General features: G+C 69.1%; 25 protein-coding genes and 1 tRNA gene. 7 read left to right on the top strand and 19 right to left on the bottom strand.

The features are described from left to right. Positions 1 to 12: 12 nt before the first annotated feature. The gene (locus ACN469_RS30185) at positions 13 to 681 is read right to left on the bottom strand and encodes a response regulator (protein ID WP_498773415.1); all 669 of its coding nucleotides are present in this window, start codon (positions 679 to 681) and stop codon (positions 13 to 15) included. A 99-nt stretch (positions 682 to 780) separates the two neighbouring features. Then, positions 781 to 866 (bottom strand) — tRNA-Leu (locus ACN469_RS30180). A gap of 96 nt (positions 867 to 962) precedes the next feature. On the opposite strand from ACN469_RS30180, the gene ACN469_RS30175 reads away from it, so the two are divergent. The 4 genes from ACN469_RS30175 to ACN469_RS30160 all read left to right on the top strand — a co-directional run bounded on the left by ACN469_RS30175 (position 963) and on the right by ACN469_RS30160 (position 6,538). After that, the gene (locus ACN469_RS30175) at positions 963 to 1,709 is read left to right on the top strand and encodes a tetratricopeptide repeat protein (RefSeq protein WP_498773481.1); all 747 of its coding nucleotides are present in this window, start codon (positions 963 to 965) and stop codon (positions 1,707 to 1,709) included. A gap of 398 nt (positions 1,710 to 2,107) precedes the next feature. Next, positions 2,108 to 3,064 carry a diguanylate cyclase gene (locus ACN469_RS30170; protein ID WP_498773479.1) on the top strand — a complete coding sequence of 319 codons (957 nt, stop codon included), beginning with the start codon at positions 2,108 to 2,110 and terminating at the stop codon, positions 3,062 to 3,064. Between the two features lie 48 nt (positions 3,065 to 3,112). Next, positions 3,113 to 4,849 (top strand): response regulator, encoded by a 1,737-nt coding sequence (locus tag ACN469_RS30165; protein ID WP_498773413.1) that lies wholly within the window; start codon positions 3,113 to 3,115, stop codon positions 4,847 to 4,849. Between the two features lie 102 nt (positions 4,850 to 4,951). Further along, positions 4,952 to 6,538, top strand: a complete 1,587-nt coding sequence (locus ACN469_RS30160; protein ID WP_498765577.1) for an IS1182 family transposase — start codon at positions 4,952 to 4,954, stop codon at positions 6,536 to 6,538. Positions 6,539 to 6,671: 133 nt separating this feature from the next. Here the strand turns inward: ACN469_RS30160 and ACN469_RS30155 are convergent, their stop codons facing one another. From ACN469_RS30155 to ACN469_RS30075, 17 genes are all read right to left on the bottom strand, one after another. Then, entirely contained in the window at positions 6,672 to 7,256 is a 585-nt protein-coding gene (locus ACN469_RS30155; protein WP_498773411.1) for an HdeD family acid-resistance protein, read from the bottom strand. 116 nt (positions 7,257 to 7,372) lie between these two features. Continuing rightward, complete coding sequence (miaA, locus tag ACN469_RS30150) at positions 7,373 to 8,299, bottom strand: tRNA (adenosine(37)-N6)-dimethylallyltransferase MiaA (RefSeq protein ID WP_498773409.1); 927 nt, start codon at positions 8,297 to 8,299, stop codon at positions 7,373 to 7,375. Next, positions 8,292 to 9,185 (bottom strand): hypothetical protein, encoded by an 894-nt coding sequence (locus ACN469_RS30145; protein ID WP_498773407.1) that lies wholly within the window; start codon positions 9,183 to 9,185, stop codon positions 8,292 to 8,294. The genes miaA and ACN469_RS30145 overlap by 8 nt, the downstream gene beginning before the upstream one ends. Beyond that, positions 9,173 to 9,352 (bottom strand): hypothetical protein, encoded by a 180-nt coding sequence (locus ACN469_RS30140; RefSeq protein ID WP_498773405.1) that lies wholly within the window; start codon positions 9,350 to 9,352, stop codon positions 9,173 to 9,175. Before ACN469_RS30140 ends, ACN469_RS30145 begins: the two co-directional genes overlap by 13 nt. Beyond that, positions 9,349 to 12,444: a PQQ-binding-like beta-propeller repeat protein gene (locus ACN469_RS30135; RefSeq protein ID WP_498773403.1), complete on the bottom strand. Its 3,096-nt coding sequence runs from the start codon at positions 12,442 to 12,444 to the stop codon at positions 9,349 to 9,351. The genes ACN469_RS30140 and ACN469_RS30135 overlap by 4 nt, the downstream gene beginning before the upstream one ends. 16 nt (positions 12,445 to 12,460) lie before the next feature. Continuing rightward, positions 12,461 to 12,997, bottom strand: a complete 537-nt coding sequence (locus ACN469_RS30130) for a hypothetical protein (RefSeq protein ID WP_498773401.1) — start codon at positions 12,995 to 12,997, stop codon at positions 12,461 to 12,463. Then, the gene (locus ACN469_RS30125; protein WP_498773399.1) at positions 12,997 to 13,293 is read right to left on the bottom strand and encodes a PqqD family protein; all 297 of its coding nucleotides are present in this window, start codon (positions 13,291 to 13,293) and stop codon (positions 12,997 to 12,999) included. The genes ACN469_RS30130 and ACN469_RS30125 overlap by 1 nt, the downstream gene beginning before the upstream one ends. Further along, on the bottom strand, positions 13,290 to 13,697 hold the full coding sequence (locus ACN469_RS30120; protein WP_498773397.1) for a S24/S26 family peptidase: 408 nt from the start codon (positions 13,695 to 13,697) through the stop codon (positions 13,290 to 13,292). Before ACN469_RS30120 ends, ACN469_RS30125 begins: the two co-directional genes overlap by 4 nt. 135 nt (positions 13,698 to 13,832) lie before the next feature. Next, positions 13,833 to 15,101 (bottom strand): histidine--tRNA ligase, encoded by a 1,269-nt coding sequence (hisS, locus tag ACN469_RS30115; RefSeq protein ID WP_498773478.1) that lies wholly within the window; start codon positions 15,099 to 15,101, stop codon positions 13,833 to 13,835. Positions 15,102 to 15,127: 26 nt separating this feature from the next. Beyond that, positions 15,128 to 15,970 (bottom strand): archaetidylserine decarboxylase, encoded by an 843-nt coding sequence (gene asd / locus ACN469_RS30110; RefSeq protein ID WP_498773395.1) that lies wholly within the window; start codon positions 15,968 to 15,970, stop codon positions 15,128 to 15,130. A 13-nt stretch (positions 15,971 to 15,983) separates the two neighbouring features. After that, positions 15,984 to 16,700: a hypothetical protein gene (locus ACN469_RS30105; protein ID WP_498773393.1), complete on the bottom strand. Its 717-nt coding sequence runs from the start codon at positions 16,698 to 16,700 to the stop codon at positions 15,984 to 15,986. Positions 16,701 to 16,756: 56 nt separating this feature from the next. Then, positions 16,757 to 17,488, bottom strand: coding sequence for a metallophosphoesterase family protein (locus ACN469_RS30100; protein ID WP_163869826.1), 732 nt, complete (start codon positions 17,486 to 17,488; stop codon positions 16,757 to 16,759). Between the two features lie 26 nt (positions 17,489 to 17,514). Then, positions 17,515 to 17,868 (bottom strand): TIGR02266 family protein, encoded by a 354-nt coding sequence (locus ACN469_RS30095; RefSeq protein ID WP_498773390.1) that lies wholly within the window; start codon positions 17,866 to 17,868, stop codon positions 17,515 to 17,517. Positions 17,869 to 17,971: 103 nt separating this feature from the next. Continuing rightward, a complete protein-coding gene (locus ACN469_RS30090; RefSeq protein ID WP_498773388.1) occupies positions 17,972 to 18,898 on the bottom strand; it encodes a PfkB family carbohydrate kinase in 927 nt (308 codons plus the stop codon). Between the two features lie 115 nt (positions 18,899 to 19,013). Next, on the bottom strand, positions 19,014 to 20,543 hold the full coding sequence (locus ACN469_RS30085) for an MlaD family protein (protein WP_498773386.1): 1,530 nt from the start codon (positions 20,541 to 20,543) through the stop codon (positions 19,014 to 19,016). A gap of 101 nt (positions 20,544 to 20,644) precedes the next feature. Next, positions 20,645 to 21,382, bottom strand: a complete 738-nt coding sequence (locus ACN469_RS30080) for an ABC transporter ATP-binding protein (RefSeq protein ID WP_498773384.1) — start codon at positions 21,380 to 21,382, stop codon at positions 20,645 to 20,647. 53 nt (positions 21,383 to 21,435) lie between these two features. Then, positions 21,436 to 22,254 (bottom strand): MlaE family ABC transporter permease, encoded by an 819-nt coding sequence (locus tag ACN469_RS30075; protein ID WP_498773382.1) that lies wholly within the window; start codon positions 22,252 to 22,254, stop codon positions 21,436 to 21,438. 198 nt (positions 22,255 to 22,452) lie between these two features. On the opposite strand from ACN469_RS30075, the gene ACN469_RS30070 reads away from it, so the two are divergent. The 3 genes from ACN469_RS30070 to ACN469_RS30060 are packed head-to-tail and all read left to right on the top strand — an operon-like array spanning position 22,453 to position 25,227. Beyond that, positions 22,453 to 23,004, top strand: a complete 552-nt coding sequence (locus ACN469_RS30070) for a hypothetical protein (RefSeq protein ID WP_498773380.1) — start codon at positions 22,453 to 22,455, stop codon at positions 23,002 to 23,004. Positions 23,005 to 23,044: 40 nt separating this feature from the next. Next, entirely contained in the window at positions 23,045 to 24,433 is a 1,389-nt protein-coding gene (locus ACN469_RS30065; protein ID WP_498773378.1) for a hypothetical protein, read from the top strand. Further along, positions 24,430 to 25,227: a hypothetical protein gene (locus ACN469_RS30060; protein ID WP_498773376.1), complete on the top strand. Its 798-nt coding sequence runs from the start codon at positions 24,430 to 24,432 to the stop codon at positions 25,225 to 25,227. The genes ACN469_RS30065 and ACN469_RS30060 overlap by 4 nt, the downstream gene beginning before the upstream one ends. The last annotated feature ends 12 nt before the right edge of the window (positions 25,228 to 25,239 follow it).

Raw genomic sequence — 25,239 nt, 5'->3', positions numbered from 1 at the left:
CAACCTGCCCTTTCAACCGTCCAGGCCGAGCGTGATGACGAGACACCCGGTGGGCGAGCGCACCTCGGGCATCTCGTCCGCACCCACGAAGAACGTCGCCGGGGCCACGAAGCGTGTCCCCTCGAATTCCAGCTCGCCCTCCAGCAGCAGGGCCGCCTCCCGCCCGCGGGGCCGGGCCGCCCACTCCCACTGTCCCTCCGCGGCCACCCGCACCCAGATGGCGCCGCCCGCCTTGGCTCCCGGCGAGGCCAGGTGCACCCCCGGCGCGCACTCCACCCAGTCGCTCTCCGAGGGGACCTGCCCTCGCGAGGCCAGCTCCACGTTGCGGTGCACCGCCAGGAAGCGCTCCACCAGCCCGAGGATGTCCTCGATTTGAAAGGGCTTCACCAGCACGCCGTCCGGAACCGAGGGCCGCAACGCGCGGGCCACTTCCTCCGGAGCCGCGGCGCTGACGATGGCCACCGCCTGCCGACCCTTTCGAGCCGCCTCCAGCACCAGGCGCCCGCCTGACTCCCCGCCGCCGATGCGCAGGTCCGTCACGACGAGGTCGAAGCGCTCCTGGCTCAGGGCCGCCAGCGCGGAGCTCACGTCTCCCACCGAGCGAACCTCCGCCAGGTCGGAGATCAGCTCACCCATCCCTTCCCGGAGGCTCGCGTCGTCCTCGACCAGCAGAACCTTCATCTCGGGGTATCTCCAACGCCCCTGACCGGAGCACGTCCTCCACGGTCCCAGGCGGGGGAACCGGCGGTGCCATGCCAGTCACCCACCCCCTTCGGGAAGTGGCCCTCCCCGGACTCGAACCGGGACGCGGGGTCAGCCGCAGCGGATTTTGAGTCCGCCTCGTCTACCAATTTCGACAGAGGGCCGTTTGTTACGGAAGCGGCCAGACGTATACCGCGACGGTCGCAAGGATGCATCCGAAGATTGCGGTGCCGGACGCACATCGCTATGAGGGGCCCCGCATGTACAACCTGCTCATCTCGCTGGCAGTGGGAATCGTGGTCGCGCTGCTGGTGAAGTTCGCCGGCTTCTCCATCTGGGCCGGCCTCGTGCCTGGCCTCATCGCCATGGTCGGCACCTTCGTCTTCCTGGCCCGGAGGGTCGCCACCCGCATCCAGGCCCTCATGACGACGGTGCAACAGGACCTCCAGTCCCAGCCCACCAGTCAGAAGGACGCCCAGGGCCGGGTCGACCGAGCGGTGAAGACGCTCGAGAAGGGGCTCGTCTATGACAAGTGGCAGTTCATGGTGGGTCCGGAGATTCACGCCCAGATTGGGATGCTGAAGTACATGGTGAAGGACCATGACGGGGCGCAGGCGGCCTTCAGCAAGGGCAGCTCCCGCAACTACATGGCGAAGGCCATGGAGGGCGCCCTGCGCTACCAGCGCAAGGACTTCACGGGGATGAAGACCGCCTTCGAGTCCGCCACCAAGAGCGGGAAGAAGGAAGCCATCGTCTGGGCCGTCTACGCCTGGTGCCTCCTGCAGAACAAGGAGAAGGACGAGGCCCTCAAGGTGCTCGGCCGGGGCGTGGAGGAGAACCCCAAGGACGAGAAGCTGAAGGCCAGCCTCGCCCAGCTCCAGAACGACAAGCGGCTGAAGATGAAGCCCTACGAGCCCCTGTGGTGGCAGTTCGGGCTCGAGGCCCCGCCGACGATGCCGCCCATGGGCGGTGGTGGACGCCGCATGCAGTTCGTTACCCGACGTTGATCCCAGGAGCGTGGAGGGCGTTCGCGCCCTCCCTCGCCCGGGAATTCCTACCGCCTCCCCTGCCCTGACGCTGGAACGACTTCCGATCCGCCTTCGTCGCGAGGAAGCGCTACCGCCGCAACCCCCTGAAATGACTCCAGGCCGCATGCCTGCTCCAAGGGCATGCTGCTTGCTCTTTGCCCACGCGCGTCGACAGGGCTGGACACCTGTCGGGCGCGTCAGTCGGGCTTGGCGGCCGGAGGTCTCGGGTGAAGGTTGCGGGTGGCGATGGGTGCTCGCAGGACCGGGCGGTGGCGGATGCGCGTGGGGCGCATGGGCGGCGAGAGCACCTGGTGGGGCGTGGAATCCGAGACCTCTGGACCGCGAGTCACCGGGAGACCAACGAAGCGGAGAAGTTCATGCAACGGCGAGGGCGCACCTCGGAGCGGTCCCTCCTCCTGGTCATCGAGGACGATGCGAGCGTGCTAGAGAGCCTGTCGGACCTGCTCGCCTCGCGCTTCGACGTCCTGGGCGCGGCGGATGCGGGCGTGGGGTTGGAGTTGGCGAGCGAACATCGTCCCGACCTGGTGCTGTTGGACAGATTCCTGCCCGGAGGGGATGGGCTGGCGGTGTTGGAGGCGCTGCAGCAGGACTCCCGCACGGAGTCCACGCCGGTCATCTTCCTGACCGGGGACGCGGACGAGGCCACGCTGGAGCGCTGCCTGGAGCTGGGCGCGGTGGACTTCATCCACAAGCCGGCGAGCGCGAGGGAGCTGATGGCACGGATCGACCGGGCGCTGCGGCAGAGTGAACAGCAGCGGCGGCTCCAGATCCTCGCCCAGACGGATGCCCTCACGGGGCTGGCGAACTTCCGGGCGCTCACCGTGCGGCTCGAAGAAGAGCTGCGCCGGGCCCAGCGCTACGGCTACCCGCTCAGCGTGGTGGTCATCGACCTGGACCACTTGAAGGCCATCAACGACGGGATGGGGCACGACGTGGGCAACCGGGCCATCCTCGCGCTGGCCAACCAGCTCAAGGGCAACCTGCGCGAGTCGGACTTCGCGGCGCGCTTCGGCGGCGACGAGTTCGTGGCGCTGCTGCCCCACCAGACGGCACTGGAGGCGTCGGTGTTCGCCGAGCGCATCCGCACCGGGCTGCGTTCCGTCGGCGTGCAGAAGAGCGACGGCCGCCCCGCTTCCTTCGGGTTGAGCGTGAGCGTCGGCATCGCCGACCACACATTGGAGACACCCCGGGACGACACGGATGCGCTGATGAAGGCGGCGGACGCGGCCCTCTACGAGGCCAAGCGCGAAGGTCGAGACAGGGTCGTGGTGTTCGGCCGTCCGGCGCTCGCGCCGCCCGTGCAGAGACACTGAGCGCGGGACGCGACGAAGCAGGCGACGGTGGGAAGCTAGAGGGCGCGGATGATTCTGGGCAACAGGCTGACGAGCGGTTCGAGGGTGGCGGTCGTCGGGGGCGGTATCGCGGGGGCGGGGCTGGCGGCCTCGCTGCTCTTCAATGGCAGGGCACGGGGGCTGACGCTCGATGTGCGCGTCTACTCCGGAGGACTGTCGGAGCGCACCGCGCCTCCCGTGGTGCTGACACCCGAGTGTCGCTCTCGCCTGGCCGCCCTGGGCTGTCGCATCCCCACCGAGTGGCGCGCCCACGAGCTGCGGGGCGTGGAGATCATCGCCGAGGGACGTCGCGAGCTGCTGCCCTCCTCCCCTGGTGGACTCTGGGTGGTGGACGGCTGGCCCCAAGGGCAAGGTGGACTGGCTCAAGTGCGGGACATCCTGGCCACGGCGGCCAGCGCGCAGGGGGCACGGTTCCTCGAGCGGCATGTGGACCGCGTGGAGCGGCAGCCCGCGGCCCCGGATGCGCCGGCGGCCGTGCGAGGCGCGGGTCCGCTGGTGGTCCGCGCGCAGGGTGGTGGTGAGCGCTTCCATGCGGTGGCCATGGCGGGTGGCGCCGGGCCGCTGATGGGCGACGCGTTCTTCCCGGGCTTCCGTCCCGCGCCCACGGTCGCCGCGGTTCAGGCGCGGCTGCGCCAGGCATCGCCGAGGCTGGAGATCGCCCCCGTGGCGAGGCTGTGGGTGGCGCCGTTGCCCACGGTGGATGGGCTGTTCCTCCTGCCGGGCGCGGACTCCGTCTATGCGCTGGCCTTTGGCCCGGCGGTGACGCCGGCCGACCTGTGCCAGGCGCTGATGATGGCCGCGCGGGATGGACTGCTGGAGGAAGGGTTCGAGCTGGCCGCGCTGGAGACGACCCGCCTGCCCTATGGACCGGGGCGCACGCTGGTGGCGCCCGGGCAGATCGCCGTGGGCCCCGCGGCCTTCGGTCATCCGCTCCAGGTGGGATTGTCGGAGACGCTGGCCTCGTGCAGTCGCGCGGCGGTGGCGCTGCTGGATGGCGGACTGGATGGCGCCGCGCTGGAGCGTCGGTATGTCCGCGAGGGCCTGTGCGAGCTGCTGGAGGACGCGGCGGCGGGCGCCCGAGCGGCGTCCTGGCTGCGGAGAGCTGGGAAGCGAGCGCCCGGGGCCTTCGTCGCGGCGAAGGGTCGGCGCACGTCGGCGGGCGTCTACGGCGGTGGCGTGCTGGGCCTGAGTGCTCCCACGCCGATGGCGCTGTTGGGCGCGGTGCGCTGGGCGGGCCTGCGTGAGGTGGTGGGCTCCTGGCTGAGGACGACGATGGAGCCGGTGCCCATGGCGGTGCCGGAGCTGGAGCCGGACCTGTACTACGTCGTGGACGATGACCCCGATGCGCGCGAGGCGCTGACGGCGCTGCTCGAGAGCTCGGGCGCGAAGGTCGTGGCGTTCGCGGACGAGCTGGCGCTGTTCTGCGCGGTGGCGCGACGGCCGCCCACGGCCATCATCCTCGACGTCGTGCTGCACTGGGTGGACGGGCTGCGACTGTGCGAGGGCTTGAAGCAGCATCCCCTCACCCGGAACACACGGGTGCTGGTGATGAGCGGCTTGAATCGCCCGCACGTCCGCCAGCGGGCGCTCGACGCGGGCGCGGAGGCCTTCCTGCCCAAGCCCGTGGATCCGGAGCGACTGCTGCGAATCCTGACCGGGCGGCTGACCTCGTCGAGCACCACGTCCGAGGCCGCGACGCGACCGCCGAGTGACGCGGGTGGCTCGGACCGCTACGCCGCCTCCTAGAGCGCCGATCAGGAATCAGCCCGAGGAAAATCGATCGCTTACGAGCACGGTCGACGCGGGCTGTCGCCGAGTGCTCAGGTCACCTCCTCACGGAGGTGCCACTTGGACCGATGGAAGCCCACGATGGAGTGCAGTGCCCGCGAGCAGAAGCTCCTGAAGCTCGCCGGCAAGAGTCGGAAGCTCTTCGTCTTTCTGCGCGAGCACCGGCACGAGTTGTTCGACGACGCTTTTCAGGCCGAGTTGGAGTCGATGTATCGACAGACGGGCCAGGGTGAAGCCGCGCAGCCGCCTGCGCTGATGTGCATGGGCCTGTTGCTACAGGCCTACCTGCAGACTTCCGATGCGGAAGCGGTGCGTCTGTCGGCGAGCGACCGCTGCTGGCGGTTGGTTCTCGGAACGCTCGATGATGAAGAAGACGCGCCCGCGTTTTCGCAGGGCGGGCTGCAGCAGTTCCGCGAGCGCCTCATCGCGCACGAGATGGACCGTCGGCTGCTCGAGCACACCGTCGAGGTGGCGAAGCGGACGAAGGGGTTCGATTCGAAAAAGACGCCGAAGACGTTGCGAGTGGGGGTCGACAGCCGCCCTTTAGAGGGAGCCGGGCGGGTTGAGGACACCATCAACCTGCTCGGCCACGCAGGCCGCAAGGTGGCCGAGTGCATGGCGCTCGCGCTCGGCACTGACGTCGAGGAGGTGTGTCAGCAGGCCGATGCGCCGTTGCTGAGGGCCAGCAGCATCAAGGCCGGCCTCGACATCGACTGGAGTGCGCCCGACGCGAAGCTCGACGCACTCAATCGCCTGTGCCGACAACTCGACCGCCTCATGGCCTGGGTGGCGAAGCAGTCGAAGTCGTGCGTCGAGGCGCCGCTGACGCGTTACATCGAAGCGCTCGCGCAGGTGCGCGAACAGGACCTCGAGCCTCGCCCCGAAGGAGGCGTTCAGATTCGACAAGGCGTGGCAGCCGACAGGCGCATCTCCATCGAGGACGCCGACATGCGCCACGGGCGTAAGAGCAAGAGCAAGCGCTTCAATGGCTACAAGCAGCACGTCGGCATCGACCTCGACACCGAGCTCGTGGTGGCCTGCGCCGTGTCACCCGCCAACCGCCCCGAAGACGAGGCGACGGACGCACTGCAGGAAGACATGGCCCACCAGGACCTCTATCCCGACGTTCTGCTCGTCGACAGGGCATACCTCAACAGCACGATGGCCGAGGACGTGCTGGCCAGCGGCGGCGACCTCGTCTGCCGGCCGTGGCGAGGAGCCAGCGCGAAGCCGGGACTGTTCGGCAAGCGCGACTTCAAAGTGAACATCCGCGACGGTACCCTCACGTGCCCCGCGGGTGAGGTGGAGCCCTTCGAGCCCGGCGCCGTCGTGCACTTCGACCCGGAAGCCTGCGGACCGTGCAAGCTGCGCCCCAGTTGTACCCAGGCCGCATCCGGTAAGGGGCGCAGCGTCACGATGGGCGATGACGAGCGGCTCCAGCATCGCCTTCGCTCACTTCTGCAGTCGCGCGCGGGCCGCGCACAACTCCGCGAGCGGGTCGGCGTCGAGCATCGCCTGGCTCATCTCGCCAACCGCCAGGGTCCGAAGGCCCGTTACCGAGGCACGCGCCGCAACCTCTTTGACCTCAGGCGACTCTCGGTCGTCCAAAACCTTGAGGTCGCCGCGCGCTTCCAGCTCGCGGCGTGACCTAACCTGTTCGGCGCTCTAGGGAGAGGTGACGACGGGCACGGTGCCATGGACCACCGTGCCCTCGATGGGCCCACGACAAAGGGCACGGTGCCTGATGGCCACCGTGCCCTTTCGTCCTTCTACGTGCCGGTTACGTGGTGACGCGACGCAGGCCCTTGCGCAGCTCCAGCGAGCCGGCCATGAGCGCGATGCCACGCATCAGGATGGAGATACCCACCAGGGTCCCCACCAGCCACACCGCGGAGACGGGCCACTGGGCCATGATGATGACGCCCAGGGCGATGGAGATGACGCCATAGGCGCAATCCCAGCCCCACTGCGGATAGCGGTCCATCAGCGACGTCACCACGTGGAAGAGGCCACTGGCGAAGAAGTAGCCAGCGAGCAGGAGTGTCAGCGCCCCCAGGCCCGCCGCCGGGTACACGAGGACGAAGAACCCCACCACCGTGGAGAGCACGCCGCTCAGCAGGTACAGCCAGAACGGGCCACCGGCCTTCCTGACGCGGAACGAGGAGACAATCTCCGCGATACCCGTTCCGGCCAGCAGCGCGCCGAAGAGGATGACGGAGACCAGGCTCGTGAGGAACGAGGCGCCCAGCGCGACAAAGCCAAGAACGGCCATCAACAGCCCCAGTACGAAGGGGGGGCCCCAGGCAGCCGAGGCGGCCTTGCTTCGGTCACCTGTCAGGGGTTCACGTTTGAAACTGGTGTCCATGTCGGTCCGCCTCCCTTGGAGGAAAGATTCAGCGGCGAACATGGGTGCCTTCGCGCACGGGGACAACGGCCCCTCTTCCCGCGCCTCCCCTCCTCGCCCCTCCCTGGAGGGTGACTTCAGCCAGGGAGGCTCGGTGTGCTCTCACGCAGGGAGGCATACGGAGGTTGGATGAAGACGGCGCCGGGCTCCTTCCGGAACCAGGTGAGCTGGCGCTTGGCGTAACGCCGTGTCTCCTGCGCGGTGTCTCGGATGGCCTCATCCACGGACAGGCGGCCTTCCACCACGGCGCGCGCCTGCACGTAGCCCACGCTTCGCATCGGGGCCGCGTCGCCAAGTCCTCGTTCCAGATGTGCCCGGGTCTCCTCCACGAGCCCGGCGGCGAACATGGCCTCGGTGCGCGTGTTGATGCGGGTGTACAGCTCCTCTCGCGGAGGGTCCAACACGTAGAACCGGAACGGATACCGGTCCGGAGCGAAGGCGTGGGCCTTGCGGAACTCGGACGCGGGCACTCCCGTCTGCGCGTGAATCTCCAGCGCGCGGACCACGCGCACCAGGTCTTGGATGGGCAGCTTCGCCGCGGTCTCCGGGTCCACCTGGGCCAGTCGGTGGTGCACGGCCTCGCGTCCCTGCTCCGCCGCGAGCGCCTCCAGCTCCGCGCGCAGCTCCGGCAGTGCCCCCGGCGCGTCCACCACTCCGTGAAGCAGGATGCGCAGATACAGCCCCGTGCCTCCGACAACCACGACGGGCCGGCCTCGTCCGGTGATGTCGGCGATGGCCGCGTCCGCTCGACGCTGGTACTCGGCGGCGGAGAAGGTCTCCATCGGGTCCACCACGGACACGAGGTGATGCGGCACCGCCGCCAGCTCCTCCGTCGAGGGCTTCGCGGTGCCGACATCGAAGCGCCGATACACCTGCTGCGAGTCCGCGCTGACGATCTCCCCGCCCAGCCGCAGCGCCAGCTCCAGGGCCAGCGCCGTCTTCCCCGACGCCGTCGGCCCGGCCAGCACCGTCAGCATCGGCCTCCCCTCCTGTGCCTCAACCATGTCCCGATGCTCCCAGGGCCTCTCGCACCACGGCGGCGGCGGACGCATCTGGCGAGAACACCAGCCGCACCGGCTCCACGTCCGACAACAACCTCCCCGCCGAGGCGAGCAGCGCCGCGCGGCCCGCCGGGGAAGCCTCGGACAGCAGCGCATTGTGCACCAGCACGCGGCCCACGTCCCCGGCACGCTGTTGCTCCCAGCGCGAGCTCGAATCCCAGGCCAGCGTCCCCACGGCTCGCAGCCTCGCCTCACGAGGGAACCCGAGGTTCCACGGAGTGCCCGCGGCCCGCCACGTGCCATCGACGGCATCGGGCCACACGGCCACCAGTTCATCCGAGAGCAGCGCTTCACCCGCGTCCATCCACAGCCCACCCAGGGTGCTCTTGCCCGCGCCCGAGTGCCCCGTGAAGAGCGCCGCCGTCTCGCCATGCACCAGCGCCACACCATGCACCAGCAATCCGCCGCGTCGTGCCAGCTCCGCCGCCAGCATCACCCGCAGCACCACCTCGACAGGAAAGCGACCCGCGCCCACCACGTCACCGCGAAGGCCGTCCGCGTCGAGCCTCGCCGAGTAGTCCTCCCCTTCCAGCCGGAGCGAGCCCTCCTGCTCACGCCAGGGTCGGGGCAGCTCGCGAGTCGTCGGCTCGGGACGGGCCACGGAGGGGGCTACGAGGCGCAGCCGGGAGAACAGGACACCGGCCGGCGGTGGGGCCCTCACGAAGCCGGAGAGGGAGCGGTGCAGCAGCTCCCGGACACGGGCGTCCGGGACTTCGAGGCCCACCGTCCAGCCGGCGATGGAGAGCCACGGGCCGGACAGCTCCAGGCCATCGTCGTCGGAGCGCTGGGGACCGGACGGGCCGGCTCCCGGCGCGTTCAGGGCGTGCACTCCGATTCGCCGGGGATGTTGCACTGGGACATGGCGGCGAGCGCGACGAAGGGCTGCTCCCACAGGATGGCGGGAGCCTCGTAGGGCGGAGTGGCCTGGGCCGAAGTGGCCCGAGGAGCTTCCGCCGTCGGCGACGGAGAAGACGAGGGAGTCGAGGGATTTTTCACGGGAACGGTACCGGGAAGGCGCAGATGCGGCCGTCCTGAGAGCCCACATGCAGTCGGGAGACGGTGTTGTCGACGGTCGGAGTGCCGATGAGCTGCGCGGCGCCAATGGACACCTGCTGCGAGTCCACTCCGCCAATCATCTCGAGCTGGTGCACCTTCCCATCGGAGCTGCCCACGTAGATGCGGACGACGCCGGCGGAGTTGAGGGTGAAGGTGCCAGAGGGATTCGCGATGGGCGTGGTCCACACCTGCGTGGGCGTCGCCGCTCCATGCGCCGCGTAGTCCCAGAACGCCACCTGTCCGCTCGCGAGGCTGGCCACGAAGCCGCCGCCCAGGGGGCGCACGAAGCTGGTGAACGCGGGAGTGCTCGGCGAGGGGCGCGTGCCCACATTCACATTCCACACGGGCGCCAGGGTGCCCGCGTCCACGGCGTGCACGACACCGTCGCTGTTGGTCGCGAAGATCTGATTCGCCACGGCATTGCGCACCAGGCTGTGGTCCAGATCACCGAGCGACAGTCGCGCCACCTCCACGCCCGTCAGAGTGTTCAGGACGCGGAGCGAGGCCGTCGAGCCGCCATGCGTCTTCGAGCCGATGAAGAGGCGGTTGGTGGTGTAGTCGATCACCATGCCGCCGCTCACCATGCCCAGGTCTCCGGGCTGGTAGGTGAAGACGGACGTGCCCGTCCGGGCGTTGAGCGCCACCACGCGATTCAGGGCCGGGTTCGCCAGCCGCGTCGCGAAGAACACCAGGTCCACGTTCGGCCGAGCGGCCTTGTACGCGGGGTTCGCGAAGTCGTGGAGCTGCGTCACGGGGAAGGACTGGATGATGCCAATGGGCGCGCCAGTGTTGTCCCAGCGCCACAGCACCGTGCCGGTGGCGGCGTTGATCGCATAGGCCACGCCCGCCTGGTCGGCGGTGAGGATGTACTGCCCGGCCAGCCCGTTGAGCGGCACCACCGGGAAACGGCTGCCGATGAGGCCCGACAGCGGGAGCGGACGCCAGCGCTCGGCGCCATCAGCCGAGGGCGTGGTGACGTTGGTGAGGTTGGCGACGACCGAGTCGTTGTAGGAGCTGAAGATCCCCGCGCCCAGCTCGGTGATGGGCTGGAGGAGCGCGGACAGGCCCACCGAGTAGCACCACAGCGCCGCCGCGCCCACGCGAGCCCGGGGCGTCGCGATGAGCGCCGCCGACGTGGGTCGGTTACCGGGCGCGTAGCGGCCCACGTCATCCGTGTTGAACACCCGGTAGTGGTACGTGGTGCCGTTGACGACGGTGGTGTCGGTGATGGAGGACGTCGCGCTGAAGCTCTCGGAGGCGACGACGGTGGCGTTGCCCAGCGTCGAGCCCGCGGCATAGGTCCGACCCGCGACAGGCATCGTGTTGGGCGCGGCCCCCGCGGCGCGAAGCACCAGCACGCCATTGTGCATGGCGGGGTTGTCCCACGTCACCGTCACGCTCGCGTCCCGCGCCACCGCAGTGAGGCGCTCGACTTCCGGCGCGGTACCCGTGGCGATGGTGACAGGCGCCTCGATGCGCGCGGCCGATTCGGACGGGTACGCACGGGGCAGGTGCATCCGATGACGGAACGCCGTGGGCGCGGCGACGTTGATGACGGTCGCGTACGTCACGGTGAAGGTGCGCTCCTGGTCGGGCATGATGCGCGCGGCATCGTTGTTCGCCACCCAGGTGAAGCTCGTCGCGTTGTTGGACACCGACCACCCCGCGGGAGCCGCCGGGTTGCCGCCGACGAACGTGAAGTAGTTCGCCGCGGGCCGCAGCAGCGAGACCTCGTCGAGAGGCAAGGGACCTCGGTTCTGGACCGTGTAGACCACGACCTGATTGGTCAAGGTGCCCGGCGCCAGCACGGACGGACTCACCTTCAGGCGATGCGCCACGATGCGGCCCTCTCCCGTGCGCACCACCTGCGTCGTCGCGGCGATTCCGTTCAGCGTCGCATCCGCCTGCAAGTCGAAGGCATACGGGGAGAACTCGGCGCCGGTGAGGGTGTAGCTCCAGACGAAGTGCGCGGAGACGCCGGGAGCCAGTCGCGTCACGCTCGCGGGGCTGGGACCCGAAACAAGGGTCGCTACGGCGGTGCCCACGAGGACCGGCGCCCGGGGCGTCACGTTCAGATAGGACGCGGTGGTGGACGTGTTGGTGACGCTGAGCCGCACCTTCACGGCCTCGCCCGTGAAAGCCTGGACGGTGTCCACGTCAGCGGAGGCCGCGAGCACGCCCACGTTCACCACGGGGCTGTCCGCCACGGAGGAGGTGACCGTGCTGTTCGTGTTGAGGGCTCGGACACTGGCCACCATGGTCCCACCTGTCTGGGTGGTGGCTCGCGCGGAGAGGATGCCCGCGCCTCGGATCGGAAGGCTCACCGTGAAGTTGGCGGGTTGGAGTTCGACGATCTCGAACGAGACGCCGCCCGAGCCGGTGCTGGGGCCTTCCGCCGTGATGTTGTTCTGCGCGGCCGCCTGACTGGTCCGGTTCTCGATGACGAGGCGCGCGGTGAGGTCGTCGCCTACGGGCAGCACCCGCGGCTGGATGTCGACCCGCGTGGACAAGCCCACGCGACGCCACTCCGCGATGGCTTCAGTCCGGTTCGTGGCGAAGGACAGGTTTCCGCAGGCCTCATGTGCCGTCAGCGCCGGGAACTCCTGACCTCCGGCGTTGGCCCCGCTCACCTGCGGAATCATCCGCAGGGTGAAGGTCGCCGTCTCGTTCTGCATCAGCCCGGCATCGGCCAACGCGCAGTTGACCGGGAGGTTGTACCTGACCTGTCGCACCCCGATGGTGTGGTCCACCATCCACCCAAGAGGAGGAGGGCTCTCCAGCAGCGTGTAGCCCGTCGGCAGCGTGAACGTGACCTGGTTGATGGGACGGAACTGCGGCGACGTGCTCCGGGTGTTGTTGCGCACCTGGACGCGCAGCTCGGAGACCTCGTCCATCACCACGGTCGCCTGGGTCTCCCCGGGCGCAGCGAGCGTCGTGAAGACGGCGGAGCGGGGCGTGGTCTGCGCCAGCGCGGCGCAAGGAAGGACAAGCACCGCGACAAGCGCGGCGAGGCGGGCGTTCACGGGCATCATGGCGGCGGGCCTCAAGTCACGGCTCCAAGGTGAAGGCGGCCGTGGTCAGCGGCGCGCCGTCGAGGAAGAAGCGAACCTGCCACGTCCCGCTCATGCCAGAGGTGGCCACCGTCGTCCCGGCCACGGGCAGCGAGAAGCGCACGGTGCGAGTCATCTCCGGCTTCGCCTCCACCACGGAGGTGCGCCGCTCGTACGGATGGCCGGAGGGCGACACGAACTCGACCTCCACGCGGCCCTTGCCGTTCACTCCGCTCACCGTCAGGTCCACGTCCACCTGGGCCACGTCCGACAGGCCGCGAGCGTCCAACCCCACGACCTCCGCGCGTCCGGTGACAGGCGCGGGCATCGGCTCGCCCTCAGCGGCGGCTTCAGGAGCCGGAGGCCGGGCGGCCTCGCTCTCCTCACCCAGCACGTCCGTCGGAGAGACGGGCTCGGGCGGCGTCCCCTCGGCGGGTGCATCCGTCCAGTCGAACACCCTGGGCGAGATACCGCCCTCTGTACAGGCCGTCAGCAGCAGCGCCGCCGCCGAGACGCCTGCAATGCGCGCTCGCATCACCGTACCTCCTGAAGCTCGTCGACCAGACCCATGCGGGTCAGGTCCGAGAGAAACCGCAACGTGTCCGTGAGCACCTGTCCCACGTCCATCGAGAACTCGCGGGCCACGACCTCGGCCACCGAGCGCGCCGAGCGCGTCCCGTCACTGAGCTCCCAGACTCGCACCGCCGTCGCGTTGAGGCCGCGCAGCGTGCGCCCCTCCGCGTCCAGCAGCAGATAATCCGCGCCGAAGCGCTGTCCCTCCGCGCCCGCCCGCCGCCGCGGAAGGTGGTCCGCCGAGAAGTCGCCGCTCATGGCCGCCCTCCCCGTCCCAGCCACCGCGCCACCCTGCCCCGCACCACCGCGCGCACCCGTCCCAGTCGCGACGGCCCCACATCCCACTCCGCGCCCAGCTCCACCGCACCCCGCCGCACACACGTCACACGCCCGAGGATGCGCGACGCCGGAATCGGAGGGTCCTCGGCCGGCGCATTGTCCCCACGCAGCGACAGCACACCCGAACCCGTCACACGGACTCGATGCAGGACGAGCGCATCGTCGAACCGCGCCAGCACCACCTCACCCGGCCGAGCCTCGCCAGACAGCGGCTCCACCCCGGCGAAGTCCCCTGCCCGCAACGATGGCCACATGCTGTCTCCCCGTACGGGAATCCAGCGAAAGGCCGAAGGCGAAGCGGAGGTGGGGGACTCACCCGACATTTCCGCGCGAGTCTACCGCAGCGGCCCAGGCGGCGCGAATGAGTCCCAGGGGGTTCCCCTGAATTTCCAGGAGGTTACGAGGTTCCTCTGGTTTTAAACAAAAGACGGGAAATCCTAAAATTTCCCGTCTCTGTATCAGGAGGCGACAGGTCCGTCCGCCCGGGGAGCGGCCGAATGGGCCCGCACGGTCCGCGCGATGTCGTCCAGGGCCACGGGGATGGGCTCCCCTCCAGCCATCTGCTTGAGCCTGGCCTGTCCGCTGGTGCGCTCCAGCTCACCGAGCACGAGCGTGAAGCGCGCCCCGCTCTTGTCCGAGCGCTTCATCTGGCTCTTGAGGCTGCCGCCGCGCGTGTCGAAGTCCACGCGAAGGCCGTCACGTCGCAGACGACTCGCCAGGGTGAAGGCCGCGTCTTGCGAGCCCGCGTCCGCCACCGCGATGAACAGGTCCGGCGTCGCGCCGAACTTCTGCTGGCTCTCCTTGAGCAGGAGCACCAGGCGGTCCAGGCCGCACGCGAAGCCGACGGCGGGCACGTCCGGCCCACCCAGGCTCTTCACCAGCTTGTCGTAGCGGCCGCCAGCGCCCACCGTGCTGGCGGTGCCGAGCGCGGGGTGCGAGGCGATGAACTCGAAGACGGTGCGCGTGTAGTAGTCCAGGCCTCGAACCATGCGCGGGTTGACGACGTACTTGATGTCCAGCGCCGTCAGCTTGCGCTGCACGTCATCGAAGTGCGCGCGGCACGGCTCGCACAGGAACTCGAGCACGTTGGGGCCCTTGGAGGCGACCGCCTGGCATGTCGGGTTCTTGCAGTCGAGCACCCGCAGCGGGTTCTTCTCCATGCGCCGGTGACAGTCGGAGCACAGCTCCTCGCGGTGGGCCTCCAGGTACTCCACCAGCTTCGCGTGGTACGCGGGCCGGCACGTCTCGTCTCCGAGCGAGTTGAGGTTGAGCGTGATGTCCTGGAGCCCCAGCTTCTGGAGGAACTGGGCCACCATGTCCATCACCTCGACGTCCTGGGCGGCCTCCTTCGAGCCGTAGGCCTCCGCGCCGATTTGATAGAACTGCCGGTAGCGGCCCGTCTTCATCCGCTCGTACCGGAACATCGGCCCCGTGTAGAACCAGCGCGTCAGCGGCTCCTGGTTCAGGATGGAGTGCTCGATGTACGCGCGCGCCGCCGGGGCGGTGCCCTCGGGACGCAGCGACAGGCTGCGGTCGCCCTTGTCGATGAAGGTGTACATCTCCTTGCCGACGATGTCCGTCTCCTCGCCCACGCTGCGCACGAAGAGCGCCGTGTCCTCCAACATGGGCGTGCGGATCTCTCCGTAACCGAAGCGACCGAACAGCTCCCGCGCCAGGCCCTCCACGTACTGCCAGATCTCAATCTCCCCTGGCAGCAGGTCGTTCATGCCCTTGACGGCGCTGAGCGTCTGACTCACGGGATGACTCCGATGCGCTGACCCAGGCGAAGCACCGCTTCATCCTGCATCACGGGGTCCCACTTCACGCGGCCCGGCTCGAACAACAGGATGACGGTGGAGCCCATCTCGAAGCGGCCCAGCTCGCCGCCCTTCTCCACCTTGTAGCCCTCTTGATACCGGTGCACCTTGCCCGGCTGGCCCGTGTGCGTGGTGATGTCCTCGTAGGACGCCTTGATGCGCGACACACACGTGGCGCCCACCTTCACGACGGCACACTGCCCCGCCGACGTCTGGAGGTACGTCACCAGCCGCTCGTTGACGCAGAACAGGGCCTGCTTGTTCTTCACCGACGCCGGGTTCACCGGCCAGAACTCACCGGGGATGTACGCGTAGCCGGTGATGGTGCCCGCCAGCGGCGAGTGGATGCGGTGGTAGTCGCGCGGCGACAGGTAGATGGTCGTCCAGGCGCCGCCGTGGAAGGGCTTCGCCGCCTCCGCGTCACCCAGCAACTCGTCCACCGTGTACTCGATGCCCTTGGCCTGCAGGCACCGGCCGTGCTCGGAGTAGCCCAGCTGCGACACGCGGCCGTCCACGGGGGACACCACGGCCTTCTCGTCCGGGTCGATGGGACGCAGGCCCGGCTTGAGCCCTCGCGTGAAGAACTGGGCGAACGTCGGGTAGTGCTCGATGGGGTGCTCGGCCTCCGCCATGTCCACGTTGTAGGACTTGGCGAACGCCCGCATGGCCGCCTGGTGCACGGGCGCGGGGATGGGCACTCGCGTGGCCATTCCCACCGCCGTCGACAGGGCGGACTTGGGCAACACGCGCATCAACTTCATGAAGGTCTGTTCGTTCATGGGGCGTCTTTGATTAACGGCCGGCGTCGGTCCCCGCGGCGGGCACCGTCCCGGAATCTTGCGGCCTCACCACCGACCGCACGGAGCTCTTGGGCAACAGCATCAACACCCGTCCCTCTTCGACGAGCAGCACCGTGTCCGCATGGCCCGGGAACTCCAGGCCGCAGGCCGTGCCGGCCGTCAGCTCCCAGGCCTCCCGGATGCCGCGTCCCTCCACGTTGATGGGGGCGCCGCGCTTGAAGCAGCCACGGAAGCCGGCGACCAGCTCGTTCGCCGGGGTGCCGATCTGGGGGCCATTCGTCGGGCCGGCGTCCGGAGGGCCGGCGTCCACTGGCTCGGGACGCGGAGGAGGAGGCGGCGGCGCCAGCGTGGTGGAGGGCGCGTTCGGGACGACCTCGTGGGCGCTGGCCACGGCCTTCTGGCGCGCGACGGCGGCCTCCTGCATGCGGGCCCGGTTGGTCTGGATGCGCTTGAGCAGCTCCTGCGCGGAGGGCGCATCCAGGCTGTCCTGGGGCACTCGCTGGAGCTGCGCCTCGATGGACCCCATCTTCGGGTCCAGATACGCCTCATCCAGCTTCTGCGCGTACAGCTCGCGGAACTGCCGGGTGGCCTGCTCGTACTCGGCGGACGGAGGTGGCGGCTCGCGACGGCAGGCCGACAGCACCAGGAAGAGGGCGGAGACAAGGGCCGCGAAGGGCCGGAGGGATGCTCGGAGGACCTGGGGGCGCACGCACCCGGTTTATTTCATTTCCCCCCACCCTGCCCAGTTTTCGCCAAGGCACCGCGTCAAACGCCGAGGAACAGGCGCTTGCCGAAGTTGAGCGCCAGGTCGGCGTCGAAGATCTTCTGGGCGGACGTCTCGATGTCGTACTCCACCCGGACGTACTCCACCGTGCGCGCATCCGTGTCGCAGATGACGAAGCAGGCGCGGTTGTCGTAGTCGCGCGGCTGGCCCACGCTGCCCACGGAGATGATGTACTTGTAGCCCTTGCGGATGCCGAACTTCTGGGCCACCACGTCGTTCACCTCGCCATTGCCGATGGCGAACGCCCGGCACAGGTGGCTGTGGCCGATGAAGGTGACTTCCGGCAGCTCCTCCACGTAGGGCGTCAGCTCCCGCGCCTGCTCCAGCGCGAAGATGTACTCGTACGCCTTCGGGTCGATGGGCGAGCCGTGGCAGAAGCCCACCTCGCCAATGCGGTACGTGTACGGCAGGCTGCGCAGCCAGGCCATGTTCTCGTCCGTGAGGACGTTGGCGGACCAGTCCAGCGCGTGCCGGGCGGCGTCGTAGTAGTACGAGTAGTCCATCCGCCCCGCGACGGCGGCGTCGTGGTTGCCCAGGAGCGTGACCTCCGCCACCGAGCGCACCAGCTCACAGCAGGGGTTGGGAGACGCCCCGTAGCCGACGATGTCCCCCAGGGACACGATGCGGTCGACCTTCTGGTGCTCGCAGACGCGGAGCACCTCGGTGAGCGCTTCGATGTTGGAGTGGATATCGGAGATGACGGCGATGCGCATGGGTGCCTCGGTCGGTGGCGCCGCGTTCAGCCGGCCCAGACCGCCTTCACGGGGTTCTGCTGCTGCTGCGAGATGATCCGCCGGAGCCGCCCCAGGGTTTCCGCATCCAGCGCTTCGAACTGGAGTCCCATTCCCGGCGGGTACGCCCGGTCCTCCTCTTCCCTCAGCCATACCACCGTGGCCGCCGCCTGTACTTCAGGATCGGCCGAAGGCGTCAGCCGGAGGACCGCGCGCGCTCCTCGCGCGAGCGGCGTGCTCGTCCGGAGGAAGAGACCGCCCTCGCTCAGGTTCGTGATGCGGGCATACAGGGTGACGTTGTCCCCCTCGCACCAGCAGCGCAGCACGGTCGGTACCCGCGCGGACTTTCGGTTATCGCTCAACCCTCTTCCTTCCCCGAGCACCAAAGGGTGGAAGCCTAGAGACGGCCTGAATCCACCGTCAAGTTCGTGGGTGAGCCAGGACCCCACCCCACCATCCAGGCGCTCAACGCTCCAGCGGCCCCAGGTCGTCAAAATGGGTCAGCTTCCTGAATTCCGCGAAACGCGCGCGGATCTCCGGATGCGTCACTTCCCGCAGGCGCTCCAGGCTGAACTTCTCCACGGTGAAGGAGGCCATGACGCTGCCCATCACCATGGCCCGGCGCAGCACCGTCGAGTCGATGCCCGACGTCGCCGTGGCCAGCGCCCCCATGAAGCCGCCCGCGAAGGTGTCTCCGGCGCCCGTGGGGTCGAAGACCTCGGCCAGCGGGAAGGCCGGGCAGGCGAAGATGTGGTCCTGATCGAAGAGGAGCGCGCCGTACTCGCCGCGCTTGATGACGACGCGCTGCGGGCCCATGCCGAGGATGGCGCGGGCGGCCTTCACGACGTTGTGCTCGCCGGCGAGCTGGCGCGCCTCCGAGTCGTTGACGAAGAGCAGGTTGACGCGCTGGAGCGTCTTGAGCAGGGCCTCGCGGCTGCCCTGGATCCAGAAGTTCATCGTGTCGGCGGCCACCAGCTTGGGCGAGCGCACCTGATCCACCACGCGCGACTGCAGCTCCGGGTGGATGTTGCCCAGGAAGACGTAGGGCGTGTCGCGGTAGGCCGCGGGCAGGTCGGGCGAGAAGGTCTGGAAGACGTTGAGCTGGGTGTCCAGCGTCTTCGCCTCGTTCAGCTCGTACCCGTAGCGGCCCTTCCAGCGGAAGGTGCGGCCGGGCACCCGGGTGAGGCCCTCCAGGTCGATGCCCCGCCCCTTGAGGAAGCTCAGGTGCGCTTCGGGGAAGTCCTCGCCCACCACCGCGACAATCCGCGCGGGGGTGAAGAACGACGCCGACGTGGAGAAGTAGGTGGCGGACCCGCCGAGGACGTCCTCCTTCTGTCCGAAGGGGGTTTCCACCGAGTCCAGTGCGACGGAGCCGACGACGAGGAGGGACATTGCGAGCTTCCTGGAAATACAGAGGGGGGCACGGCGCCCTACCAGGAACCCCGTGCCCGTGCCGGGTACGCGGTTTCACGGCTGGCGTCAAGCCGCGCAGCCGTGAAAACCCCGTTCAGGGGGTGGGGATGCCCGTGGCGGTGATGATGGCCTTCAGGTCGTCGTCGGTGAAGAACAGGCCACCGCCCACGAAGAAGTCACGGCCCGCGATGAGGCGCTGGGTCGCCGTGTCGCGCTGCTGCGCGTTGAGCATGTCGTCCATGCCCGCGACGACGAACAGGTGGTCGAACGCCTGAGCCCGCAGCGTGGCGCGCAGGCGGGGATAACGCAGCTCGTCCGCCGCGAAGTTGAAGGCGTCCATCTTCAGGGTGAGCGCGTCCTCGAAGAAGTGCAGGTCCGCGCCCACGCCGCCGGTGGACTCGATGAGGCCCACGCGCAGCGTGGTGAAGTACCAGCGCTTGGCGAACTGGGCGCTGATCTTCAGGCTCTCCTTCGTCACCTTCTGCGTCTGGATGACCGGGTCGCCCTCGGAGGGCGGGTTGGTCTGCACCACTTGCGTGGTGACGGTGCCGCGCGGGTCGTCCACCAGCTCCAGCAGGTAGTACTTGTCCGGGCGGGGGATGAGGCGCAGCGACAGCATGTTCTTCGAGCGCCCCTGCGCCGCCAGATAGGTGCTCTGGATGCCCACTTCCGTCTGGAGCTCGGTCAGCCGGGAGACGAGGCTGGACACGTCGCGCACCGTCTCGCGCACCTCGCGGCCCACGCTCTCGTCGGTGAGCAGCATGCCCGCGGCGCTCTCACCGTCCTTCACCTTGCGGGTGATCTCCTCCAGGTTGCCCAGGGAGTTGTCCAGCTTGGTCAGCGTCTGCTTCAGGCTGGCCACGCTCTCCTTGAAGTCACCCTCCCCGCTTCCGACGATGTTCTTGACGCTGGCGAGCACCTCGCGCACGTCGCGGGTGATGAACTCGATGTTGTCGACGATGCGGCCGACGTCGGCCTGGTTGTTGTGCGTAATCGTGCGCACGTCGGTCGACACACCCTCGAAGTTCGAGAGGATGACGTCCAGCCGGTCCGCGTTGCGGCGCACCGTCGCGTCCACCGAGTCCGACAGTCGCACCAGGTTCTCGACGATGCGCTGGAGCGAGCCGGCGCCGCGCTCTCCACCGAGCACCTCGCGCAGCGAGCCCGTCACCTGCTGGATGTCGGAGGTGATCTGCGACAGCGACTCGAAGATGGCCTCCATGCCCTGCGTGTCGATGACCCGGCGGATCTGCCCGCCGTTCTCCAGCTTGGGGGCGTTCTCCGTGCCGGGATTCAAGTCCAGCAGGTAGTCGCCCAGGAGCGACTCCGAGCGCTTGGTGACGACCGCGTCCTCGCGAAGGTCCACGTCGTTGCGGATCTTCAGGACGACGCGCGCGCGCGTGCCCTCCAGGATGATGTCGTCAATCTCTCCCACCCGGATGCCGGCGATCTGCACCCGACCGCGCACCGCGAGGCCGGAAGCGTCGCGGAAGTAGGCCCACACGCGCGTGGAGTCGCTGTCGCTCAGGCCGCCTTCTCGCGCGAACAGCACGAAGGAGACGAAAAAGGCCCCCGCGGCGATGACCAGCAGGCCAACACGGAAGGGCGTAACGAGCTTCTTCACCTGATGTGACTCCGAGGGCTACCGGCCGGGCGCGACTCTAACGTTTTGCATCTGGAGTGCCACATTTTCCTGAAAGCGCACCCCTGCCAGGGCGCCCGCCCTCAGTTCTTCCCGAACCACGTCTCCAGGAACACCTTCACCGCCGGGTGCTGGGACTCGCGCAGTTCCTCCGGAGTCCCGTGCGCCACGATGACACCCTTGGAGAGGAACGCGATCTGGTCCCCTACGTTGAACGCCGAGGAGATGTCGTGGCTGATGACCACGCTGGTGACGCCCAGCCCCTGCTGCGCCGCCAGGATCATCTCGTCCACGTAGTCCGTCGTAATCGGGTCCAACCCCGTCGTCGGCTCGTCATAGAGGACGATCTTCGGGTCCAACACCACCGCGCGCGCCAGGCCCACCCGCTTGCGCATGCCGCCCGACAGGTCCGCGGGGAACTTCGTCTCCACCTCCCGCTTGAGCCCCATCAAATCCAGCTTGGAGCGGACCTTGGCGTACAGCTCGTCCTCGGAGAGGCGGGTGTGCTCGCGCAGGGGGAAGGCGACGTTCTCGAACACCGACATGGAGTCGAAGAGGGCCGCGGCCTGGAACACCATGCCGAACTTGTTGCGGACGCGCTGCAGGTCATCGACGCCCATGGGGACGATGTCCTCGCCGTCGATGATGACCTTTCCGCTGTCGGGGCGGAGCAGGCCAATCATGTGCTTCATCAGCACCGTCTTCCCGGAGCCGGAGCCGCCGAGGATGACGCACGTGCTGCCCGCGGGCACGCTCAAGTTGATGCCGGTGAGGACCTTGTTCTCACCGAACGTCTTGTGCAGGTCCACGATTTCAATCATCGGCTTCGTGGACGCGCCGGCTTCTGTTCTGGACGGAGGACCTGAGGCAGCCATCAGTGCATCACGATGCCCACGATGAAATCGAGGATGAAGATGGACAGGGCGCTGGCCACCATCGCCTCGGTCGTCGCCTGGCCCACGCCCTTGGCGCCGCCTGACGCGTTGAAGCCCTTGTAGCAACAGATGAGCGCCACGGAGACGCCGAACACGGCCCCCTTGATGACGCCCTCGTAGATGTCGACGGGCTCCAGCCACTGCTGGGTGCGGGTCAGGAAGGTGCCCGGGGAGATGCCCAGGCCCCCCACCGCGACGAAGTAGGCGCCCGTCATGCCCGCGGTGCTGAACAGGATGGTCAGCATGGGGACCATGAACAGGCCCGCCAGGATTCGCGGCACCAGCAGGTACTGCACCGGGTTGACGGCCATCGTCTCCAGCGCGTCCACCTGCTCGGTGACGCGCATGGTGCCCAGCTCCGTGCACATGGCGGAGCCGGCGCGCATGGTGACCATCAGCGCGGAGAACACCGCCGCCAGCTCGCGCGTCAGCGTCAGCGCCACCGTGGGGCCCACGAGGCTCTCCGCGTCGAAGAGCGCGAAGGCCTCGGACGTCTGGAGGGCGAACACCATGCCGGTGAACAGGCCCGTCAGGCTGACGATGAAGATGGAGCCCACGCCCACGAAGTCCAGCTGGGCGAACAGGTTCTGGAGGCGGAAGGGACGCCTGACGCTCCAGCGGGCCACGTCGGCGGCCAGCGTCACCACGCCGCCAATGGTGCTGACGACGTCGATGAGGCCCTTGCCGAAGCTGGCCACCGACTGGGTGAGCATCCCTGGCTCGCGGGGGGCCGGCTTGCTGGGGGTCTGCGTGGTCATGCGGTCAGGCGCCTACTCTTACGTGCCACGGCGGGGGGCACAAGCGAAGTGTTCCCTCCCAAGCCTGAGTGTGATGTCTCCAGGCGGGCGGGCGACGAAGGGACTACCTCACTTCGGAGCGATGCGTTTATGTTCCGCGCCCCTTTCTTTCCAAGCCCGGTGCCCGCGAGGCGCGCCGGGCCGAGAACTCAGACGAACATGGCAACTCAAAAGGTCGGCGGCGAGGTGGACGCATACTGCACCCGCTGCAAGCTCACCCTCGCGCACACCATCCTGGCGATTGTGGGAACGAAGCTCGCTCGGGTGCGCTGCAACACCTGCAACGGAGACCACGCCTACCGAGGCGCTCCGGGGACGACGGACCGCCCCGCGCCCGCCCCGCGCCGGTCCTCGAGTGGCCTGTCCAAGGCGGAGAAGATCATCATCTCCTTCGAGGAGCAGCTCGCGGGCAAGGACGTCGCCAACGCGCCCCGCTACAGCCCGAAGGACACGTACAGCGTGGGTCAGGTCATCCAGCACCCGACGTTCGGCGTGGGACTGGTGACAGGGGTGCGGGGCGACAAGGTGGACCTCACCTTCCGCACCGACACCAAGACGCTGGTGCACGGCCGAGGCGGCGCTCCGACGGAGAAGCCGGCCTTCAGCCCGCCCATCCGGCAGGTCACCGGCCCCGCGGACAAGCCCCAGCTCGCTCCCGTGGATGGCGCCGGAGACGCGCCTGTCGAGGAATCCCCCGTCAACGGGGATTGACCGAGGTCCGCTGGGAGGGTGAAGTCTGGCGGTACTGCTCGTGCGCACCCGCCCGCCGCCCTTCCCGCTGTTCCTCGTGCTGCTGGCCGTGGCCGCTTCGACGGCCGTGGCGGCGGAGCCCCCGGACTCCGGGTTGGAGGTGCTCGCCACCCCCGCCCGCGTCGTCCTGGGGCGGGACACGGCCGTCGCGTTGGAGGTCCGCGTGCCCTCGGGCACGGGGCCCGTGCGGGCCTCGGCTTCCTCGGGCCGGTTCGCCGACGAGCGCCTGGACGGAGGTGCCCGGCGCACCTTCCGCTGGACGCCGCCTCCGGTGCGACACCCGCTGGTGGCCGTGTTCGCGTTCTGGGTCGAGGCCGGTGACGGTCCTCCCCAGGTGACGCTGTTCCGGCTCGCGCTGCTCGGACAGACGACGCTCGACGTGGCCACTGCGGCCGGGGCCACCGTCGAGGTTCTTCTCGGGGAGAAGCGCTTTGGCCCCATCCAGGCGGATGCCCGGGGCAAGGCTCGCGTGCCGGTGGAGGTGCCTCCCGGCGTCACCTCCGCGCGCGTGCTCGCCACCCGGGGAGAGCTGCGCACGGATGCGGCCACGCCCCTGGATGCGCCTCAAGCGAGCCCCCGCGTGGTGGCGCTCACTCCGGCGCCCCTCCCCTCCGACGGAGGCTGGCTGTTCATCGCGGGTGAAGGTCCCGTCGACGTGGACGCGATGCAGTTGTCCGTCGACGGCGCCCGGCTCGAGCCCGTGCCCGGGGGCTCCGACCACCTGGCGCGCTTCCGGGTCATCCCCGAGCCTGACGCCACCACTGTCTCCGCCGTCGTCCAAGAGCCGGGCGCGGAGGAGGCCCGCACCCAGGCCGAGGTGAAGCGCGCGCCCCTCGTCGTGGCACCCTCGGGGCCCGCGCCGCCCGTCGTCGTGGCGCCTCCCGTCACCTGGCGTCCGGCGCTGCACGTGCTCGCGGGGGGCTCGTTCGCGAGCGGCGACAACACGGGGCCCCTCGGCGTGCTCGGGGGTTCGCTCGCCCTGCCATGGTGGAGTGGCAGGTTCGCGGCGGAGCTGGAGGTGGGCGTGCGGGGCGCCACGTTCAATGGGACGGTGGGGACGCTGGGCACGGTGCGCTCCCAGGTGCTGGCGGTGCCCGTCCTCGTGTCGGTGCGTGCCGAGGTGCTCCAGTTCGCCGCGCTCACCCTGTACGGCCGAGCAGGAGGTGGACTGGCACCTTTCCGTCATCGACTCCGCAGCGACTTCCAGCCGGAAGTGAAAGAGAGCAAGCTTTCGGGCATGGGGTTTCTGGCCATCCAGGGCGCGTACCGATTCGGGCGCTGGAGCGCGCTGGGAGAGCTGCGTGGCGCCTGGGCTCCGGCGAGCACGCCCCTGCTGGATGCGCAGCTCGGCGGTGTGGCCGCGCTGTTGGGAGTGAGGTTCGAGCCATGACGCGCATCACCGTGCTCCTCGCGCTGCTGTTGTCGGCCTGCGGCTCGAGCGCGGTGCTCCCCGCGCCCACCATCCGCTCGGTGAGTCCGCGGGAGGCGCATGTCGGCTATCCCGGCACCATCCGCGTGACGCTCGACGTGGTGCGTCCCATCCGCGTGGACTACGCCCAACAGGAGGCGAGCGCGGGGACGGGCGTGCGGCTGTGGTTCGGTGAGGTGGAAGCGCCGCTGCGAGACTTCGGTGCGGACGGCACCCTCTCCGCGGACCTGCCGGAGGGGCTGGAGCCGGGCTCTCACGATGTCCGTGTCGTCCTCGCGGATGGGCGCGAGGCGCGCCGTGATGACGGCTTCACCGTCACCGAAGAGGTCGTCGTCATCGATGAGGATGGCGGGGTCGAGGAGGTTCCTGATGGAGGCGTCTTCGTCACTGACGGAGGCCTGGAGTTCGACGGTGGGCTGGAGCCGGAGCCCGACGCCGGCCCGACGCCGGGAACCCCGATGGAGCCGGGAGACATCACCGGCTTCGAGTTCGAGCCCGTGCAGGAGCAGACCCAGGGACAACCCTTCGTCGTCACGGTCCGCGCCCTGGGCCCCCGCGCGGCCGAGTTCGAGGACAAGCTGGACCTCACCGTGAACCACGCCAGCGGCGGCGTCAGCCCCACCTCGTTGGACATGTTCGTCGCGGGCGTCTGCACGCAGCCCCTCTCCGTGGACGTCCAGGGCGCCAACGTGACGCTGACGGTGAAGGACCGCTTCGGCGTCGAGGGCACTTCCAACAGCTTCAAGGTGAAGTAGCCCGCGTCGTCG

This window comes from Corallococcus terminator (genome assembly GCF_049194865.1).
Lineage (GTDB): Bacteria > Myxococcota > Myxococcia > Myxococcales > Myxococcaceae > Myxococcus > Myxococcus terminator_A.
Note: the sequence above shows the minus strand (reverse complement) of the source record. Positions and strands in the feature narration are given on the sequence as shown.

Excerpts from the sequence above, each read along its gene's own strand:
- ACN469_RS30185 (WP_498773415.1), bottom strand. The coding sequence starts at position 681 with ATGAAGGTTCTGCTGGTCGAGGACGACGCGAGCCTCCGGGAAGGGATG.
- ACN469_RS30070 (WP_498773380.1), top strand. The coding sequence starts at position 22,453 with ATGGCAACTCAAAAGGTCGGCGGCGAGGTGGACGCATACTGCACCCGC.
- ACN469_RS30170 (WP_498773479.1), top strand. The coding sequence starts at position 2,108 with ATGCAACGGCGAGGGCGCACCTCGGAGCGGTCCCTCCTCCTGGTCATC.
- ACN469_RS30075 (WP_498773382.1), bottom strand. The coding sequence starts at position 22,254 with ATGACCACGCAGACCCCCAGCAAGCCGGCCCCCCGCGAGCCAGGGATG.
- miaA (WP_498773409.1), bottom strand. The coding sequence starts at position 8,299 with ATGGTTGAGGCACAGGAGGGGAGGCCGATGCTGACGGTGCTGGCCGGG.
- ACN469_RS30100 (WP_163869826.1), bottom strand. The coding sequence starts at position 17,488 with ATGCGCATCGCCGTCATCTCCGATATCCACTCCAACATCGAAGCGCTC.
- ACN469_RS30155 (WP_498773411.1), bottom strand. The coding sequence starts at position 7,256 with ATGGACACCAGTTTCAAACGTGAACCCCTGACAGGTGACCGAAGCAAG.
- ACN469_RS30165 (WP_498773413.1), top strand. The coding sequence starts at position 3,113 with ATGATTCTGGGCAACAGGCTGACGAGCGGTTCGAGGGTGGCGGTCGTC.
- ACN469_RS30130 (WP_498773401.1), bottom strand. The coding sequence starts at position 12,997 with ATGCGAGCGCGCATTGCAGGCGTCTCGGCGGCGGCGCTGCTGCTGACG.
- ACN469_RS30120 (WP_498773397.1), bottom strand. The coding sequence starts at position 13,697 with ATGTCGGGTGAGTCCCCCACCTCCGCTTCGCCTTCGGCCTTTCGCTGG.
- ACN469_RS30080 (WP_498773384.1), bottom strand. The coding sequence starts at position 21,382 with ATGATTGAAATCGTGGACCTGCACAAGACGTTCGGTGAGAACAAGGTC.
- ACN469_RS30125 (WP_498773399.1), bottom strand. The coding sequence starts at position 13,293 with ATGAGCGGCGACTTCTCGGCGGACCACCTTCCGCGGCGGCGGGCGGGC.
- asd (WP_498773395.1), bottom strand. The coding sequence starts at position 15,970 with ATGAACGAACAGACCTTCATGAAGTTGATGCGCGTGTTGCCCAAGTCC.
- ACN469_RS30060 (WP_498773376.1), top strand. The coding sequence starts at position 24,430 with ATGACGCGCATCACCGTGCTCCTCGCGCTGCTGTTGTCGGCCTGCGGC.
- ACN469_RS30090 (WP_498773388.1), bottom strand. The coding sequence starts at position 18,898 with ATGTCCCTCCTCGTCGTCGGCTCCGTCGCACTGGACTCGGTGGAAACC.
- ACN469_RS30135 (WP_498773403.1), bottom strand. The coding sequence starts at position 12,444 with ATGATGCCCGTGAACGCCCGCCTCGCCGCGCTTGTCGCGGTGCTTGTC.
- ACN469_RS30175 (WP_498773481.1), top strand. The coding sequence starts at position 963 with ATGTACAACCTGCTCATCTCGCTGGCAGTGGGAATCGTGGTCGCGCTG.
- hisS (WP_498773478.1), bottom strand. The coding sequence starts at position 15,101 with ATGAACGACCTGCTGCCAGGGGAGATTGAGATCTGGCAGTACGTGGAG.